The sequence below is a fragment of the Chelativorans petroleitrophicus genome, from assembly GCF_025398195.1.
Taxonomy (GTDB): Bacteria; Pseudomonadota; Alphaproteobacteria; order Rhizobiales; family Rhizobiaceae; genus Chelativorans; species Chelativorans petroleitrophicus.
This window is the reverse complement of sequence record NZ_JAODNV010000005.1, coordinates 179,416-198,097: the sequence shown is the minus strand read 5'-3', so window position 1 is coordinate 198,097 and position 18,682 is coordinate 179,416. Positions and strand designations below refer to the sequence as shown.

At 62.9% G+C, this 18,682-nt stretch carries 13 protein-coding genes; 5 read left to right on the top strand and 8 right to left on the bottom strand.

Annotated features, from left to right (window positions below; all coding sequences use genetic code 11):
* Positions 1-78 precede the first annotated feature (78 nt).
* A complete protein-coding gene (gene hspQ, locus NYR54_RS04370) occupies positions 79-411 on the top strand; it encodes a heat shock protein HspQ (RefSeq protein WP_261514330.1) in 333 nt (110 codons plus the stop codon).
* Between the two features lie 132 nt (positions 412-543).
* On the opposite strand, the gene NYR54_RS04365 is transcribed toward hspQ, so the two are convergent.
* Positions 544-1,170, bottom strand: a complete 627-nt coding sequence (locus NYR54_RS04365) for an invasion associated locus B family protein (protein ID WP_261514328.1) — start codon at positions 1,168-1,170, stop codon at positions 544-546.
* 238 nt (positions 1,171-1,408) lie between these two features.
* On the opposite strand from NYR54_RS04365, the gene NYR54_RS04360 reads away from it, so the two are divergent.
* The 3 genes from NYR54_RS04360 to NYR54_RS04350 are packed head-to-tail and all read left to right on the top strand — an operon-like array spanning position 1,409 to position 4,357.
* Positions 1,409-3,256: an extracellular solute-binding protein gene (locus NYR54_RS04360; RefSeq protein ID WP_423738565.1), complete on the top strand. Its 1,848-nt coding sequence runs from the start codon at positions 1,409-1,411 to the stop codon at positions 3,254-3,256.
* Positions 3,256-3,954, top strand: coding sequence for a DsbA family oxidoreductase (locus tag NYR54_RS04355; RefSeq protein ID WP_261514326.1), 699 nt, complete (start codon positions 3,256-3,258; stop codon positions 3,952-3,954). Before NYR54_RS04360 ends, NYR54_RS04355 begins: the two co-directional genes overlap by 1 nt.
* Entirely contained in the window at positions 3,944-4,357 is a 414-nt protein-coding gene (locus NYR54_RS04350; protein WP_261514324.1) for a hypothetical protein, read from the top strand. Before NYR54_RS04355 ends, NYR54_RS04350 begins: the two co-directional genes overlap by 11 nt.
* A 15-nt stretch (positions 4,358-4,372) precedes the next feature.
* Here NYR54_RS04350 and mfd read toward each other — a convergent pair whose 3' ends face one another.
* Together mfd and NYR54_RS04340 are read right to left on the bottom strand one after the other, a co-directional pair.
* Positions 4,373-7,879, bottom strand: a complete 3,507-nt coding sequence (mfd, locus tag NYR54_RS04345) for a transcription-repair coupling factor (protein WP_261514323.1) — start codon at positions 7,877-7,879, stop codon at positions 4,373-4,375.
* An 11-nt stretch (positions 7,880-7,890) separates the two neighbouring features.
* Complete coding sequence (locus NYR54_RS04340; RefSeq protein ID WP_261514322.1) at positions 7,891-8,178, bottom strand: FAD assembly factor SdhE; 288 nt, start codon at positions 8,176-8,178, stop codon at positions 7,891-7,893.
* A 102-nt stretch (positions 8,179-8,280) separates the two neighbouring features.
* Between NYR54_RS04340 and recG the strand changes: the two genes are divergently transcribed.
* Entirely contained in the window at positions 8,281-10,389 is a 2,109-nt protein-coding gene (gene recG, locus NYR54_RS04335) for an ATP-dependent DNA helicase RecG (protein ID WP_261514320.1), read from the top strand.
* Positions 10,390-10,422: 33 nt separating this feature from the next.
* Here the strand turns inward: recG and NYR54_RS04330 are convergent, their stop codons facing one another.
* From NYR54_RS04330 to NYR54_RS04310, 5 genes are all read right to left on the bottom strand, one after another.
* Entirely contained in the window at positions 10,423-11,124 is a 702-nt protein-coding gene (locus NYR54_RS04330; protein ID WP_261514319.1) for a DUF502 domain-containing protein, read from the bottom strand.
* Positions 11,125-11,266: 142 nt separating this feature from the next.
* Entirely contained in the window at positions 11,267-13,090 is a 1,824-nt protein-coding gene (gene glmS, locus NYR54_RS04325) for a glutamine--fructose-6-phosphate transaminase (isomerizing) (protein WP_261514316.1), read from the bottom strand.
* 150 nt (positions 13,091-13,240) lie between these two features.
* Positions 13,241-14,372 (bottom strand): peptide chain release factor 2 gene (gene prfB, locus NYR54_RS04320; RefSeq protein ID WP_261514315.1). Its coding sequence is split into 2 segments (ribosomal slippage): positions 13,241-14,305 and positions 14,307-14,372, totalling 1,131 coding nucleotides; the frame shifts between segments, so codons are not numbered across the junction.
* Positions 14,373-14,498: 126 nt separating this feature from the next.
* Positions 14,499-16,952 (bottom strand): penicillin-binding protein 1A, encoded by a 2,454-nt coding sequence (locus NYR54_RS04315; protein ID WP_261514314.1) that lies wholly within the window; start codon positions 16,950-16,952, stop codon positions 14,499-14,501.
* 203 nt (positions 16,953-17,155) lie between these two features.
* Complete coding sequence (locus NYR54_RS04310) at positions 17,156-18,349, bottom strand: N-acetylmuramoyl-L-alanine amidase (RefSeq protein ID WP_261514313.1); 1,194 nt, start codon at positions 18,347-18,349, stop codon at positions 17,156-17,158.
* Positions 18,350-18,682: the final 333 nt, after the last annotated feature.

Below are 18,682 nucleotides of genomic sequence, written 5' to 3'. Positions count from 1 at the left end.
GCCTTAATTGTACCGGTGTCGTTTAGCATTGAATTGCCGAGCAGGCTGATCCAAATTCAGGCCAAAGGTTGCGGGGCAATGCAGAAAGTCAAAACGGCAAAATTCTCGATCGGCCAGGTTGTCCGCCACAGGCTGTTTCCCTTCCGGGGCGTCATCTTCGACGTCGATCCCGAATTCAGCAACACCGAGGAATGGTATGAAGCCATTCCGCCCGAGGTGCGTCCGTCGAAGGATCAGCCTTTCTACCACCTCCTCGCGGAGAACGACGAGACGGAATACGTGGCCTATGTTTCGGAGCAGAATCTCCTCGAGGACGAATCCGGTGAGCCCGTGCGCCACCCGCAGCTCTTCGAGCTGTTCGTTCAGACCGCGGACGGCAAATACGCTCCGCGCCAGCGTTTTCGTCACTGAAACGCAAAAAAGGCCGTGTGACGCCCTTTTTGGTTAAGCGCAGAACATCGGTCTTTGAACCACATCATTTAAAAATGCGATTGAACGCTGACCGGCCGCTAGTCCGGCCGGCGCGCGAGCAAGCTGGCCCGCTTATCGGGACTGCTTAGCCTCTTCCTGGGCCCGCTTCAGTCTTTCGGCGAATTCCTCGTTGTTCTTGCTGACGAACTCTTCGAGCTTCTTCTGACGCTCGTCCAGCTCGCTCTGCTGCAGCGGCTCGCCGTCGAACGCGCTGGTGAAGCCCTGAAGCGTAACCTTGATCGGATTGGGCTGGTTCTGGAAATTGACGGAGGTGAGGGTCAGTTCTGACCCGCGCTTGAACGAATTCACGAGCTCATCCGTAAGCGGAGCTTCGGCCACACAACGGTCGGGAACGCAGATTGCATATTCGATCTTGCGGGTCGCGCCGCCGTCGATCTGCATTCCGATTCCGGGCGGGATGAGCCGGCCGGTGGGAACGGCGATCTGCAGCACACGTCGATTGATCTTCCCCTTTACCTCGATCAGGTTGACCGCGGTCAGAAGCTGGCCCGTCTCGGCGCGACGCAGGAACTGCACGTTGCAGACGTCCACATCCTCTTGCTTGGTGCAGGCCTTGAACCAGCCCTGCGGCGGCTCCTGCTGCGCGTGCGCCGCATTCGAGGCGCCGATGACGGCCATGCACACCCCTCCGGCCAATGCCGCGATCAAACGGTGTGCTTTCGCATTCTGGCTCTTCATACTTCCCGTTCCTTTGGAATCCCCAGCGAACATAGCGTTTCTCGTTTCCTGTTGGCCGAATGCGGCGACAGCAAGGCTTTGGGCGCGTGTTACAACGCCTGCTTTCCCGAATCCAGAGCCCATCGGCATTACCGCGTGTTTGCCACCGGAATCTTCCCGGTGCACCGGTGGACAAGGCGGGCAAGGCGCGCAAGGATGGCAGCGGCACCCCCGAGTCCATTCAACACGAGGCCTTGCCATGTCGCGCCTTCATCTCGCTCCGGCGCTTTCCGCCCTGATCCTCTGGGCCGCCGCTGCTTCCGCCCAGGAGACGCCGATGCATGGCGTCGCCATGAACAGCGAGCCGGAGCTGCCCGCAGGGTTCACTCATTTTCCCTACGCCAATCCGGATGCTCCCAAAGGCGGCGAGATCACCTACTGCGTGACCGGTTCGTTCGACAACCTGAACCCGTTCATCCTGAAGAGCATGCGCACCACGGCACGCGGCGTCATCGATACGATCTTCGGCAATCTGGTCTTCGAGCCGCTGATGCGGCGCAACGGCGCGGAACCGTTCTCCCTCTACGGGCTTCTCGCCGAATCGGTGGAGATGAACGCAGAGCGCACCTACGCCGAATTTCATCTCGACCCCGACGCCAGATGGTCGGACGGCAAGCCCGTCACGCCTAAGGACGTCATCTTTACCTACGAAACCTTCGCCGAGAAAGGCCGTCCGCCCTACAGCACGCGCATGGAGCGGATCAAAAAGATTGAAAAAACAGGGGAGCATAGCGTCCGCTTCGCCTTCAACGAGAACTCCGACCGTGAATTTCCGCTGATCGTGGCCATGACACCGGTGATCCCGGCGCATGCGTTCGACCGCGATACGTTCGACCAGTCGACGCTCAAGCCGGTGACTGGCAGCGGACCCTATGTGATCGATGAAGTTATCCCGGGCCAGCGCATCGTCTTCAAGCGCAACCCCGACTATTGGGGGGCCGACAAGCCCTCCATGCGAGGCTTTCATAACTACGACCGCATCACCATTGACTACTTCCTGAACGGGAACGCCCAGTTCGAGGCTTTCAAAAAGGGCCTGTGCTCCGTCTATGCGGGCGCGATCTACACCGGAATGGATGCCACCCAGGTCGCACGAGACTTCGACTTTCCGGCCGCCCGCAATGGCGACGTGGTGGTGAAGGCGTTCGAATCGAAGATACCTCCGGTGGTCACCGGGTTCGTCTTCAACACCAGGCGCGAGATATTCGCCGATCCGAGGGTGCGGCGCGCCCTGTCGATGCTCTACGACTTCGGCTGGGTGAACAAGAACGTCTATGACGGCCAGTACCACCGGACGCTGAGCTACTGGCAGAATTCGGAGCTTTCCGCGCTCGGGCGGCCCATGGACGAAAGGGAGAAGGAGCTGCTTGCTCCCTATATGGACAAAATCCTCCCCACGGTGGCCGACGGCACCTATGGCAAGGATGCCGACAAGGGGGAGGGGCTGAGCCGCGAGACGATGCGCGAAGCCCTCGGTCTGCTTCAGGATGCGGGCTACACGCTCGACGGCGGCAAGCTCAGGGATCGAGAGGGAAATCCCCTCTCCTTCGAGATTCTCATCGTTTCCGCGGAGCAGGAGCGGCTTGCCAGCGTTTTCCAGCGCGCCCTCTCGCGTCTTGGAATAGAAGTCACGCTGCGCATGCTCGACGATTCGCAGATCCAGCAGCGCAAGCAGACCTTCGAGTTCGACATGCTGATTTCGTCGGTCGGCTTCTCGGGCTCGCTCTCGCCCGGCATCGAGCAGATCGGCCGCTGGGGCTCCGAATCGGCCAATGCCGAAGGCTCCTTCAACCTCTCCGGGGTTGCCGATCCGGCCGTCGACGCCATGATCGAGGCGATGCTGAGCGCGCGCGACAAGAAATCCTACGTTGCCGCCGTGCGGGCTCTCGATCGGCTCCTGATCTCCGGCGCCTATATGGTGCCCACGCAGCACAACACGCAGAAATGGGTCGCTTACTGGAACTATCTGGAGCACCCGGAAACAGCGCCGTTGGATGGCTTTGACCTTTCCGCCTGGTGGCGCAAACCGCAGGGGGCTGGCGACTGATGGAACCGAAGATCACCATCAGCGTCGATGTCATCTCCGACGTGGTCTGTCCTTGGTGTTTCCTCGGCCAGCGCAATCTGGAGCGCGCGAAGGCTCTGCTTTCAGATATCGACGTGCCGGTGCGCTGGCGCCCCTTCCAACTCGACCCGACAATCCCGCCTGAGGGGCTGGAGCGACAAAGCTACATGCTGTCGAAATTCGGCAGCCGCGAGCGCATCGACGCCGCTCACGACCGGCTTCGTGAGCTCGGTGCCGCCGCGGGCATCAAATTCGACTTCGAAGCCATAAAGGTCGCGCCGAACACGCTCGATGCGCATCGGGTGATCCGTTGGGCTGGTGGCGCGAGCGAAGACATACAGAGCCGCCTGATCGGCAATCTTTTCAGCCTCTATTTCGAGGAGGGGCAGAATATCGGCGACCCAGCCGTTCTCGTCTCCGCCGCAGAAGAGGCAGGCATGGATCGCGCGGTGGTGGAGTCGCTGCTTCCCTCGCCAGCCGACCGGCAGGAGGTTCAGGCCGAGATTGCGACCGCGCAGAGAATGGGGGTCACCGGCGTGCCATGCTTTCTACTGGAGGGACGCTACGCATTGATGGGCGCTCAGCCTCCCGAATCCTTGGCCGATGCCATCAGGAAGGTGGCACAGGCCAAGGCGAGCGGGGAACTCGCCGCGGACGCTCCGGACCCGCATGACGGCTAAGGAGGCAAAAACCCTTACCTGGCGAGTGGTTAAGGCGCGCGTGCCCGACACGGCGCGCGATGTCATCCGGCTTCACAAGAAGCATCGCGGCACGATCGGGCGCCACGATGTGGTCAAGCTGTCCGCCAACGGGAATTCCTGCCACGTGTCCGTTCTCGGCACGGAAGAGGAAGACGTCATCGAGATGGATCTCGACACTCGTCTCGATCTAGGCGTGATGCACGACCAGACATACGAGTTCTCGCTGACGCGTGCCGGAGTGGTAGGCCAGTTGCGATGGTATCTTGACGCCAAAAGCCCCGCCATCCGGATTCCCGCGTGGCTGGCGTTCTGGTCACTCCTGATGGGAAGCGCCGGAGCCATGCTTGGCCTCCTCGGATTGCCGCTGGCCATTTTCAGTTAGGCCTGATGGCAACCCTCAGGCGGCTTTCTTTTCGACGAGCCGGACAAGCTGGGTCATAATGACGGCCGCGCCTGCAAGGCGCTTTTCCGCCGTCGGCCAGTCGCGGATGAAGACTACGCTCTGATCGGGCCGGATTTTTGCAAGCGGCCCCTGCTCTCCAATGAAGCGAACCAGTGCCGCAGGCTCTGCGAATTCCCGGTTGCGGAAGTGCAGCACCGCACCTTTCGGCCCGGCATCGAGCTTCTCCACATTCGCGCGGCGGCAGAGCGCCTTGATAAAGACGATCTTGAGGAGATGCTGCACTTCTTCCGGCATTGGACCGAACCGGTCGATGAGTTCCGCGCCGAAGGCGTCGATCTCCTCCGTCGTGGTCAGTTCGCCCAGCCGCCTGTAAAGCCCAAGCCGAAGCTGAAGGTCGGGCACATAGCTTTCCGGGATCATCACGGCCGTGCCGACGGTGATCTGCGGCGACCAGCCCGTATCGGCCGCCTCTCCCTCGCCACGCAATTCTGCCACCGCCTCCTCCAGCATCTGCTGGTAGAGTTCGTAGCCTACCTCCTTGATGTGGCCGGACTGTTCCTCGCCAAGCAGGTTGCCCGCGCCGCGAATGTCGAGATCGTGACTAGCAAGCTGGAAACCCGCGCCCAGAGTGTCGAGCGATTGCAGGACCTTCAGGCGCCGCTCGGCCGTGGGTGTTAGCTTCTTGTTGGCCGGCAGGGTGAAAAGCGCATAGGCCCGCACCTTCGAACGGCCGACGCGGCCGCGAAGCTGATAGAGCTGCGCCAGGCCGAACATATCGGAGCGGTGTACGATCAGCGTGTTGGCCGTCGGGATGTCGAGCCCCGATTCGACAATGGTGGTGGACAGGAGGACATCGTATTTGCCCTCGTAGAAGGCATTCATGATGTCGTCCAGTTCGCCCGGCGGAAGCTGGCCGTGCGCTGTCGCCACCTTCAGTTCCGGCACCTGCTCGGCCAGGAACTCGCGCACCTCCGCGAGGTCCGAGATGCGCGGGACGACATAGAAGCTCTGGCCGCCCCGATAGCGCTCGCGCAGGAGCGTCTCGCGGATGACGAGCGGATCGAAAGGCGAGATGAATGTGCGCACGGCGAGCCTGTCCACCGGCGGCGTGGCGATCAGCGACAGTTCCCGCACACCTGTCAGCGCAAGCTGCAGGGTGCGCGGAATAGGCGTCGCTGACAGCGTGAGCACATGCACGTCCGACTTCAGCTCCTTGAGCCGCTCTTTGTGCTTGACGCCGAAATGCTGCTCCTCGTCGATGATCAGCAATCCGAGGTTCTTGAACTGCACCGACTTGCCAAGCAGCGCATGGGTGCCGACGACGATGTCCGCCGTTCCATCCGCGATCGCCTTCTTGGTCTCCGCAAGCTCCTTGCTGCTGACGAGGCGCGACGCCTGCCGCACCTTCACCGGCAGGCCGGCGAAACGCTCACGGAAAGTCTTGTAATGCTGGCGGGCAAGCAGAGTCGTTGGCACGACGACAGCCACCTGGAACCCTTCCATGGCCGCGACGAAGGCCGCGCGCAGTGCAACTTCAGTCTTTCCGAAACCCACGTCGCCGCAGACGAGCCGGTCCATGGGGCGGCCTGAACTCAGATCCTCCAGCACGGCCTCGATGGCCGTCTGCTGGTCTTCCGTCTCGTCATAGGGGAAGCGGGCGGCAAACTCGCCATAAAGCCCGTCGGGCGGCACGAGTTTCGCGGCCGGGCGCATCGCCCGCTCGGCGGCAAGCCGGATAAGCTGACCAGCCATTTCCAGCAGTCGCTTCTTGAGCTTTGCCTTGCGCGATTGCCACGCGACCCCGCCGAGCTTGTCGAGCACGGCTTCGGCTGCATCCGACCCGTAGCGCGACAGAAGGTCGATATTTTCCACCGGCAGGAACAGCCGGTCATCGCCCGCATAGCGGATTTCGAGGCATTCATGGGGAGCACCCGCGGCCTCGATGGTCCTGAGGCCGACGAAACGCCCGATGCCGTGATCGGCATGCACGACGATGTCGCCGGCGGAGAGTGCCGTGACTTCAGAAATGAAATCAGTGGCCTTGCGGCTTCTCTTGGCACGGCGAATCAGGCGGTCGCCCAGGATGTCCTGCTCGGCTATGACCGCCAGCGCATCGGTTTCGAATCCCGTTTCCAGCGGCAGGACGGCAAGGCCGGCCTGACCTTTTGGAAGTTTGGTGAGCGCTTCGAGGCTTTCCACCCGCGTCACGCCGCCCAAACCATGCTCGGTGAGGATCTGGTTGGTTCGGTCTGCCGAGCCTTCGCTCCAGCCGGCAATCAGCACGCGCTTGCCCCCGGCCCGCAGCGCGCCGATGTGCTTCACCACGTGGTCGAAGACATTGGCATTGGGATCGGCACGCTCCTCCGCGAAGCTGCGCCCGGGGTGTGAACCGGCGTGCAGCACCTTTCCGGCTCCCTCCGGCGCCGCGAAGGGCGTGAAGCGGACGAACGTGCGGGTCTCGGCCGCGGCCGCGATCTCGTCGGGGCTCAGATAGAGGCGTCCCGGCTCCAGAGGCTTGTAGGGCACGGCCTCGCCGAGATTCGCACCCTCGCTGAGCTGGCGCATACGAGCCTCGTAGTGGTCCGTCACCAGCGCGTGACGCTCGCCGATCGCTTCCTGCGCCAGGTGATCGAAGACGAGCGGCGCGTCGGGCAGATAGTCGAACAGTGTCTCCAGCCGCTCGTAGAAAAGCGGCAGCCAGTGCTCCATGCCGGCGAAACGGCGCCCTTCCGAAACCGCGGCATAAAGCGCGTCGTCGCGCGAGGGCGCGCCGAAGGCCTCGATATAGTTGCGCCGGAAGCGGCTGATCGTCTCGGGCGTCAGCGTCACCTCGCTTACGGCCTGGAGCGAAACCTCCTTCTGCTGGCCGGTCGTCCGCTGCGTCGCCACGTCGAAAGCGCGGATCGATTCGAGCGTGTCACCGAAGAAGTCGAGACGCAGGGCCTCGTCCCAGCCGGGCGCGAACAGGTCGAGTATGCCGCCGCGCACCGCATACTGGCCGACATCCCGCACGGTCGGCACGCGCTCAAAGCCGCCGAGTTCAAGCCGGCTGATCAGCGCTTCCATGTCGACCTGATTGCCGGGTCTGGCCCGGAATGTCTGCCCCTCCACATGCGCGGCAGGCGGCATCCGCTGCAGCAGCGCGTTGGCGCTGACGAGGATCACCGCCCGGTGAGGCTGGCGCTTCAGCGCGGCCAAGGCCGAGAGCGCGTCGAGCCTACGGGCGGCCGCGTCGCTGCCCGGCGAAACACGGTCGTAAGGCAGGCAGTCCCAGGCCGGAAGCTGGAGGACCGGCAGGCCAGGAGCGGCGAAACGCAAAACCTCGGCAATGGCAGGCAGCCGCTGTCCGTCCCGAAGGACGAAGATCAGCGGCCGGTCGGGCGCGATCTCGCTTGCAAGCTGCGCCAGGGCAAAGGCTTCGTAGCCGTCCGCCACGCCGTCGATGATCACGGAACCGTTCCGGCCGGGCGCAAGGCCGATAGGTGTGACAAGGTCGGTCATCTTGGATCGTATCAGGCCGTCGGTGTTCCGCACGCAGCTCGGATGCGCCGGAAAAGTTGCGTGTCGAAGGATTCAGGCACCTTTGCCTGACCGGTCACCCACGACAGAAGGTCCGTATCGGGCACTTCCAGCAGAGCCTCGAACTGCGAAAGCTCCTCGTCGGAGAGCGAGCCTATATGCGCATCGGCGAACGCACCCAATACGAGATCCATCTCGCGCATGCCCCGCCGCCAGGCGCGAACAAGCGCGCGGCGTCGGCGCGGGTCGAGATCGGCGCTTGAGCGAGTGCTTCCGGTCATTGCCTGTCTTTCGCGGTGAGAAGGGGCATATAGCGTTTCGGCCGGCCGATGTCAGCCTCCGTTGCGGTTTTCATCCGCTTCAGGGTCGCATAATTTCAATCCATGCGCCCGCCTCTTCTCGATCCGCTCTTCGCTCCCGCCACGTCATTGGACGGCATCGGCAATCGCATCGCAGGGCTTATCGCCAATGTGGTGCCCGCAGACCTGACGAACAGATCGCTTCGAGTGGGCGATCTTCTCTTCATCCTGCCGCATTCGCTCATCGACCGTACTCGGCGGCCCGAGGTGGTGCATGCGCCCCACGGCGCGACGGTGACGCTTCAGGTGACGGTTGCGCGCCACCAGCCGCCCCCACGCGGCAAGAAGAACGTGCCCTACCGCGTCTTCGCCTTCGACGAGACGGGCGAGATCGCGCTGACCTTCTTTCACGCGCACCAAGCCTATCTGGAGCGGCTGCTGCCGGTTGGCGCGGAAGTGCTGGTCTCCGGTCGCATGGACTGGTTCAACGGCAGGCCCTCCATGGTCCATCCGGACTATGTAGTGCCCGTCGCGGAGGCCCAGGAGCTTCCCGCACTGGAACCAGTCTACCCGCTGACGGCCGGCCTTTCACCCAAGGTTCTGCGACGGGCCATTCAGCAGGCGCTCACCCGTCTCCCGGACCTGCCGGAATGGCAAAATAGGAATTTCAGGGGCCGCCTCGGCCTGCCGGGCTTCAAGGCGGCCCTTGCGCAGCTGCACGATCCGAAGGGTGCGGAGGATATTTCGCCCGAGGGACCAGCCTGGCGCCGTCTGGCGTATGACGAATTCCTGGCAAGCCAGCTTTCGCTCGCGCTCGTGAGAGCCCGCGCGCGAAAGCTTTCGGGGCGGCCGCTGACGGGGGACGGCAGGCTCATTGCCCACATCAGGAAGGCCCTGCCCTATTCGCTTACACACTCGCAAGAGCAGGCGGTGGCCGACATCCTTTCCGACCTTGCCAAGGAAACCCGTATGCTGCGCCTGCTTCAGGGCGACGTGGGCGCGGGCAAGACGGTGGTGGCGCTCATGGCGATGGCGCGTGCCGCCGAGGCAGGCGGCCAGGCTGCGCTGATGGCCCCCACGGAACTGCTCGCCCGCCAACACCTCGCAACCATAGCCCCTCTGGCGCAGGCGGCGGGTCTCAAGGCGGCGTTGCTGACGGGTCGAGAAAAGGGCCGCGAGCGCGACGCCGTACTCAAGGGGCTGGCCTCCGGCGAAATCTCCCTCGTCATCGGCACGCACGCGCTCTTCCAGGCACAGGTGCGCTTCCGCGACCTCGTGCTTACCGTCATCGACGAACAGCACCGTTTCGGCGTCCATCAGCGGCTTGCGATCAGCGCCAAGGGCGAAGCGCCGGATATGCTGGTGATGACAGCGACGCCCATTCCGCGCACGCTGGTGCTTTCGGCCTTCGGAGACATGGACGTCTCGCGACTGACGGAGAAGCCGGCCGGGCGCAAGCCCATCCGCACCGTAACCATGCCGGCGGACAGGCTAGGCGAACTGATCGAACGGCTGCAACAGGCGATCGCCGGCGGGCAGAAGGTCTACTGGATTTGCCCGCTCGTGGAGGAGTCGGAAGAGCTCGAACTTACCTCCGCGGAAGACCGCTTCGCTGCCCTGGAGAAAATCTTCGGCGAGGCGGTCGGGCTCGTGCATGGGCGGATGAACGCGCGCGAGAAGGACGCGGCCATGAGCGCTTTCAAGGAGGGGAAAACGCGCATCCTGGTCGGCACGACCGTGGTGGAGGTGGGCGTGGACGTGCCGGACGCGACGATCATCGTCATCGAGCACGCGGAACGGTTCGGACTTGCCCAGCTTCACCAGCTTCGCGGCCGCGTGGGGCGCGGCGAGAAGCCGTCATCCTGTGTCCTGCTCTACAAAGCGCCGCTCGGAGAAACGGCCAAGCGACGGCTCTCCATCCTGCGCGAGACGGAGGATGGCTTCCTGATTGCCGAGGAGGATCTGAAGCTGCGCGGAGAGGGCGATCTGCTTGGTACACGACAGTCCGGCACGCCGGGCTTCCAGGTGGCGCGGCTGGAGTTCCACGGCGATCTGCTGGCCGCCGCGCGCGACGATGCGCGCCTGGTACTCGCGCGCGATCCCGAGCTTACCTCGGAGCGCGGACAGGCGCTCAGGATACTGCTTTATCTCTTCGGCAAGGACGAGGCGGTTCGCCTCCTGCGCGCGGGCTGACGACCGCAACCCATAGCTGTCACTGAGACGCGACTAAGCTTGCGGCTTATCGCCCGCCTCGTGCGGCCCGTTCGGCTTGTGCCTCTTTCCAAGAAATTCCTCGGCAAGCGCCTGGGTGGTCTGCTGGTATTCAGGCGATATGAGGCCGGCGGAGATGAGGAGTTTGGCCCCGTCCTCAATCGACATCGAAAGCTCGATCACCTCGCTCTTGCGCACATACATGAGAAAGCCGGTGGTCGGATTGGGCGTAGTCGGCATGAAGACCGCGATCATCGGGTCTTCCTCGCTGCCAATCGACTGCTGAATTTCGCCGCGCGCCTCAGCCGCGATGAAGACGATGGCCCACACACCCCGGTGCGGAAACTCGACCAGACCCACCTTCTTGAAGGTCTCCGACCGCTCCGAAAAGATCATCTCCAGGATCTGTTTCAGCGTCTTGTAGACGGTTCTGATGAGCGGCATGCGGTCGAGCAGATACTCGCCGTAGTGGATGATCGTCCGGCCGACGAAGCTTGCTGTCAGGAACCCTACCAGCGTGATGAGAACGCAGGCGACGATGAGGCCGAATCCCGGCACCGCGAAAGGCAGATAATTGTCCGGGTTGTAGCGGGCCGGAATGTAGGGCTTCACCCAAGAATCGACCCAGCCGATGAAGGACCAGACGATGTAGATCGTGATCGCCAGCGGCGCGGTCACGATGAAGCCCGTCAAAAAATAATTGCGCAGACGGGTCATCAACGGAAGGCACCTCGGACAATGCGGGAAAACACGGCTGCGGCACGCCCGGGACTTTAGCCAAGACAGTTCCGGCCGTCCAGCCATGCGTTGATGCCCGCGGCAGGTGCAAGCCCGCCGAGGCCACCATGCTCCAGTGGGTCTATTCGACGGTCACGGACTTCGCGAGATTGCGCGGCTGGTCGACATCCGTGCCCATCGCGACGGCCGTGTGATAGGCCAGCATCTGTACCGGAAGCGCATAGACGATCGGGGCGATGAATTCCGGCATGGTGGGCATGACGATCGTCTCAAACTTGTCGAGCGACGCACGCGCGGCACCCGCTTCGTCTGTAATCAGGATGATGCGCCCTCCCCTCGCCGCCACTTCCTGCATGTTGGAGACGGTCTTTTCAAAAATGCGGTCGGTCGGTGCGATCACGATGACCGGCATGCTCTCATCGATCAGCGCGATCGGCCCGTGCTTGAGTTCGCCGGCCGCATAGCCTTCGGCGTGGATGTAGGAGATCTCCTTGAGCTTCAGCGCCCCTTCCATGGCGAGCGGATAGCTAGTGTCGCGCCCGAGATAGAGCACGTGGCGGACCTGGGACAGCTCGCGCGCGATCTTCTCGATGTGCCCTTCCAGCCGCAAGGCCTGGGCGGCATAGCGCGGCGCTTCCGAAAGCGCACGGACCATCCTGCGCGCCTCCTCGTCGGAAAGCGTGCCGCGCTGGAGGCCGGCGCGCGCCGCAAGGGCGGCGAAGATCGCAAGCTGGCAGGTGAAGGCCTTGGTGGAGGCCACACCGATCTCCGGTCCCGCAAGCGTGGGGAAGATGCCGTCGCTCTCGCGCGCGATGGTCGAATCCCGCACATTCACGATGGAAGCGATCGGCACTCCCTGGGCTCGGCAATAACGTAGCGAAGCGAGCGTGTCCGCCGTCTCGCCGGACTGAGAGACAAAGAGTGCCGCGCTCGATTTCGAAAGCGGCATCTCGCGGTAGCGGAACTCCGAAGCGATGTCTATGTCCACCGGCAGCCGCGCATAACGCTCCAGCCAGTATTTTCCGATGAGACCCGCAAGATAGGCGGTTCCACACGCCGAGACAGCAAGCCGGTCGATCTTTCCGAAATCGAACGGCATTTCGAAGGCTCTCACGCCACCTTCAGCAAAGTCGAGATAATTGGCGAGCGTGTGCGAAATCACCTCCGGCTGCTCATGGATCTCCTTTTCCATGAAGTGCCGATGATTGCCCTTGTCGACAAGGAAGCTCGTTCCGACGGACTGCTGGCGGGGGCGCTCCACTGGCCGGCCTTCCATGTCGAAGATCTGCATGCCGCTGCGCCGCACGACCACCCAGTCGCCGTCCTCCAGATAGGTGATCGCATCGGTAAAAGGGGCGAGCGCTATCGCATCGGAGCCGAGGAACATTTCGCCTTCGCCATGGCCGACGGCAAGCGGCGGGCCGCTGCGTGCGCCAATGATGAGGTCTTCGTCGCCGCGGAACAGGATAGCGAGCGCGAATGCACCCTTGAGACGCTTCAGCGCCGAAAAGGCCGCTTCCTGAGGAGAGGCTCCGCCGCGCAAGGCGCGCGAGACGAGGTGAGCGACCACCTCCGTGTCCGTTTGCGATGCGAAGACGAATCCTTCCGCCACAAGTTCCGAGCGCAGCTCGGAGAAATTCTCAATGATGCCGTTGTGGACGATCGCGACATCCTCGGAAAAATGCGGATGCGCATTCACCTCATTGGGAACGCCGTGCGTTGCCCAGCGCGTGTGGCCAATGCCGATGAAGCCGCCGAGCGGCTCTTCGGCAAGCCGCCGTTCCAGGTTGACAAGCTTGCCTTCCGCCCGCCGGCGGGCGAGCTTGCCGTGCTCGATCGTGGCCACGCCCGCCGAGTCATAACCGCGATATTCGAGCCGCTTGAGCGCATCCACGATGAGCGGCGCCACCGGCGAGTGCCCGACAATGCCGACAATACCGCACATCCGTCCCCACTCCCGTCTTGCAGTGATCCCACAACCAGATGCCCGCCGCCTTCAGAGGCGCAGGGCAGCGAACCTATAATAGTGCCCTAGCGCCATACCGGCAGCGGCCAAAATACAATTATGGTTTCGGGCCATGTCACGACGCCGCGCTCATTCGATATCCTCGACCGGCGCGGCGGCACCGCCGCTGATCCTCTGCGACAGCGAAGCCTTCATAAACTCGTCCAGATCGCCATCGAGTACGTCCTGAGGGCTGGGGCTTTCAACGCCCGTGCGCAGATCCTTCACCATCTGATAGGGCTGTAGCACGTAGGAGCGGATCTGGTGGCCCCAGCCGATGTCGCTCTTGGCGGCTTCGGTTGCGTTCGCCTCTTCTTCGCGCCGCTTCAACTCCAGTTCGTAAAGGCGCGCGCGCAGCATCTCCCAGGCCTTGGCCCGGTTCTTGTGCTGCGACCGCTCCTGCTGGCAGGAAACCGCGATCCCGGTCGGCAGATGGGTGATGCGCACGGCCGAATCGGTGGTGTTGACGTGCTGCCCGCCCGCCCCGGAAGAGCGGTAGGTGTCGATGCGAACGTCCGATTCGGGAATCTCGATTTCGATCGAATCGTCGATCACCGGATAGACCCACACGCTGGCGAAAGAGGTGTGGCGGCGCGCATTGCTGTCGAAGGGCGAGATGCGCACGAGGCGATGCACGCCCGATTCGGTCTTGAGCCATCCATAGGCATTGTGGCCCTTGATCAGGATGGTGGCCGATTTGATGCCGGCCTCATCACCGTCGTGTATCTCCAGCACCTCGACCTTCATCTTCCGCCGTTCCGCCCAGCGCGTGTACATGCGCAGTAGCATCTGCGCCCAATCCTGGCTCTCGGTGCCGCCCGCGCCGGCGTGGATTTCGAGATAGGTATCGTTGGCGTCCGCCTCTCCCGACAGCAGCAGTTCCACTTGGCGCGAGGCGATCTCACCGCGCAAGGAACGGATTGCCGCCTCCGCCTCCTCTACGATCTGTTCGTCCCCTTCCTCCTCGCCGAGCGCGATCAGCTCAATGTTATCATCAAGAGCCTGAGAGAACCCGTTGACCGTATTGATATTTTCCTCGAGCGTCTGGCGCTCCCGCATCAGCTTCTGCGCTTCCTGCGGGTTGTCCCACAGTTTGCCGTCCTCGGCGCGCGCGTTGAGGTACTCGAGCCGTTTTACTGCCTCGTCCCAGTCAAAGATACCTCCTCAGCAGGCTTATGGCCTGCCTGATTTCGTCGACCAGCGTTGCCGTTTCAGTGCGCATGGCATCCTTCTTTCGGATAGGGATCAAAGTCGGGCGGAACTTATGAACGGAACGGCCGCCTGTAAAGGACAGGCGACCGCTTTGCAAAAGCAATAGGCTGCGAAGGACTCTGTAACGGCAATTTGCCTAGAACAGGCCGCCTGCGCCTGAGGTGATCGCGCGATTGGCCTGGGGCGAGATGGTGTTCGCCCGCTCGCTGTCCAGTTCCTCCATGCCGATCACCCAATAGCTGTCCGCAGGCCCGGTGCCAGGCTTGAATGCCTCCATGATGACGCCGGGCTGGCCGGGCTCGGCGTGCATGCCCGTCTGCCGATCGATAGCGACAAGACGCATGCCTTCCGGCATCTGGAACTCTACCGGGCGCATGTCCTTCAGCGCGTCCTCCATGAAGTCCTTGAAGATCGGCGCCGCGAGCCCGCCGCCCGTCGAACCCTTACCCATCGGGCGCGGCTGATCGTAACCCATGAAGACACCGACCACGAGATCAGGCGTATAGCCGATGAACCAGGCATCCTTCTCGTCATTGGTGGTACCGGTCTTGCCGGCGATCGGCCGGCCGAGCTCGGAAATCATCGTCGCCGTGCCGCGGGTGACGACACCCTGCATCATGGAGGTGATCTGGTAAGCCGTCATGGGGTCGAGCACCTGCTCGCGGTCATCCACGATCTCGGGCTCGCTCTGGCCGTTCCATACCTCCGCCGTGCAGCCGATGCACTCGCGCGTGTCGTGCTTGTAGACGGTCTTGCCGTAGCGGTCCTGTATGCGGTCGATCAGCGTCGGAGTGAACGCCTTGCCGCCATTGGCCATGATCGCATAGGCGGTAACCATGCGCATCACGGTAGTCTCGCCGGAGCCGAGCGACATGGCCAGATGCTCGGGCATGTCGTCATAGACGCCGAATCGCTCGGCATATTCGGCCACCAGATCCATGCCCATATCCTTGGCGAGCCGTACCGTCATCAGATTGCGCGAACGCTCGATGCCCATCCTAAGCGTGGACGGGCCGGCGAAACCACCACCATAGTTCTTGGGCTCCCAGACCTGATTGCCGATCTGGATAGTGATAGGAGCGTCCAGCACCACGGAAGCGGGCGTGTAGCCATTGTCCAGCGCCGCCGCGTAGACGATCGGCTTGAAGGAGGAGCCCGGCTGGCGATAGGCTTGGGTGGCGCGGTTAAACTGCGATGCGGCATAGGAGAAGCCGCCGACCATCGCAAGGACGCGGCCGGTATGGGGGTCCATGGCCACAAGCGCGCCTCCGATTTCAGGCACCTGGCGCAGAATCCACTCACCTCCGCCCTCTTCCTTGCGCTGTACATAGACAACGTCGCCGGGTTTGAGCACTTCGGCGGGGGAATTAGCCTTGACCGTATGGCCGTCCACCACGTGGCGCAGGGCCCATTTCATATCCTCAAGCGCGATCGTGCCGGTCTCACGCTCTTCCGAGAGCGCGCCGGACACCTCCCGCTTAGGCTGCAGGCCGATGCGGACGGACTTGCTGTCGGCTTCGAGCACGACCGCCAGACGCCATTCGGGGACGTCGCTCAAAGCCTCGATATCGCCGAGCGGAGCGCCCCAGTCGCCCGAAACGTCGATCCTGTCGACCGGGCCGCGGAAGCCGCGCAGCGTGTCGTAGCGAATAAGCCCGTCCTGGAGCGCACTGCGCGCGTAAAGCTGCAGTTTCGGGTCGAGCGTGGTGCGCACATAGAGGCCGCCCTCATAGAGGGCATCCTCGCCATAGCGCGCGATGATCTCGCGCCGCACCTCCTCGGTGAAATAGTCGGCGGCGAAGAGATAACTGCCGCGCGGCCGCGGATTGACGTTCAGATCCGTGGCCTTGGCCTTTTCCGCCTCCTCGGCGGTAATGTAGCCATTGGCGTGCATCTGGTCGATGACCCAGTTGCGCCGCTCGATCGCACGGTCGGTATGGCGGAAGGGATGGTAGTTGGACGGCCCCTTGGGCAGTGCTGCGAGATAGGCCGCCTCCGCGATCGTCAAATCCTGGACAGGCTTGTTGAAATAGGAGAGCGCGGCGCTCGCCACGCCGTAAGAGCCAAGCCCGAAGAAAATCTCGTTGAGGTAGAGCTCAAGGATCCGGTCTTTCGAATAGGCCTGCTCAATGCGGAAGGCCAGGATCATCTCCTTGATCTTGCGCTGGATGGTCTGGTCCGAGGTAAGCAGGAAGTTCTTTGCAACCTGCTGGGTGATGGTCGACGCACCCACAAGGCGGCGGCCCGAACCAAGATTCTGCAGGTTGGTGACCACCGCACGCACCAGCCCCAGAGCGTCGATGCCGGGATGGCTGTAGAAATTCTTGTCCTCGGCGGAGAGGAACGCGGCCTTGACGCGATCGGGAATGGCCTGAATCGGCAAATAGAGCCGCCGCTCGCGCGCGAATTCCGCCATCAGCGAGCCGTCGGAGGCATGAACGCGCGTGGTTACCGGCGGCTCGTATCTGGCCAGCACCTCATAGTCGGGCAGGTCCTTCGTGAGGCCACCGATATAGATGGCGACCCCCGCCGCCGCGACCAGGGCGAAGACCACTCCGATGCCGAAGAAATAACCTAGCAGACGTAACATGCGTGCTCCAAAGCGCCAAGGTCCGGCGGCGTCCCATCATCCCGCCTCCGCCCGGCCATGATAACATCATCACCGCGAAGAGGGAAAACCGCCCTGATCGGCCCTACTGCCTTGTCCATGTGGACAAAATGGGGCTGCACCCGGGGCCGAATCGCAAATTGATACGCGAAAAGACCGGTGGTGTTGTGCGGCTGCAACGGTTCTCATCCGCGCGCGCCCGCCTCCGCGAAGATGTTGATCGCCTCAATGATCCGATCCACGGCCTCGGAGCGCCAGGCGGCATCACGCATGAGCTTCTCGTCTTCGGCATTGGACAGGTAGCCCAGTTCCAGAAGCACGGACGGCACATCCGGCGCGCGAAGAACGATGAAACCCGCCGAGCGCAAGGGGTTGCCGACGAGTTCTACGCTGCCGCTGAGTTCACCGAGGAGCGTTCGGGCAAAGCGGATGGAGAAGGCGTGGGTCTCGCGGCGAATAAGATCGATCAGGATGTCAGTGACTTCGTCATCCGATTCCGCCGCCACGAATCCCGCAATCTCGTCAGACAGATTTTCACGTGCCGCCGTGGCGGCCGCCTCCGCATCGGACGCGCGTTCCGACAGGGTGTAAACGGTCGCGCCGCGGAAATTAGGCAGTCGGATCGAATCGGCATGAATGGAAATGAACAGGTCCGCCTCATTCTCCCGGGCGATGCGCACGCGCTCGTCAAGGCGCAGGAAAACGTCGGTTTCACGCGTAAGGGCGACATTGTACTTGCCCATCGCCTCCAGCTTTTTCCGCAGCTCCAGCGCGAAGGCCAGCGTGATCATCTTCTCCTCGATGCCGCTGACCCCGCGCGCCCCGCCGTCGATGCCGCCATGGCCCGGGTCGATGACCACGGTGAAGCGTCCATCCTTGGAGCCCCTTTGCGTCGGCGCCTTAGCGATGCCCGCATCCTCCGGCAGGGCGGGAATGCGTTTGCGCATGGCTGCTTCAAAAGCTTCCTGCGAGGCCGCGGCAATGTCGATGATGATCCTGTAGCCCGGCGCATTCTCGTTCTTGAGCACGTTCAGATCATCGACCGTAAACGGCCCTGACACGGTGAAGATCATGCGCGAATGGCCAGGGCTCATGCGGCCGTAGCGCACCCGCGCCACCAGCCCGCGCGGGGCAATGGCCTCCTCCTCGAAGGAGAATTCGCTTTCGGGAAGGTCGAGCACCAGGCGATGTGGCGCACGCAGGAGGAACCAGCCGATCTCCGGCTCACGGTCGAAATGAATGATGATTCGGGTATGGGTTTGGTCGCCCGCCATGCGGTAGTCGTAGGCAAGCAGCCTCGTTTCGTCGCTGGAGGCGGCAAATGCTGCCGCCGCGAAACAGACAAGAAAACCATGGATGAGCCAAGTAAGGGTCAGCAAGGGCGCAGCCCCGTGAATCCATCGCACGGCAGGCTGCAAATTCCAACGTTGCGACACCAGCAGCAGTCCCCGATTAAGGCCCCTCGCCAAGGCGGTTAGCGGAAGTCTCTGGCTGCTTCAAGGCGGCGATGGCACATTTCGGCGGCAGTGAAATCAGGGTTGCCATTGATTGTGTCAAATCATAAAAGCGGTGGTGAACCATCGTAATGCCCTTCTCTGGGGCCATCCGCTTCCGAGATGCGGCGAAGGGGGCGAGACGTTTCCGAGCCGACGCTGCGCGGGCGAGGACGATGGCTCAAAGGATTCTCTTCAAGGTGTTTGCGGCCTTGCCGA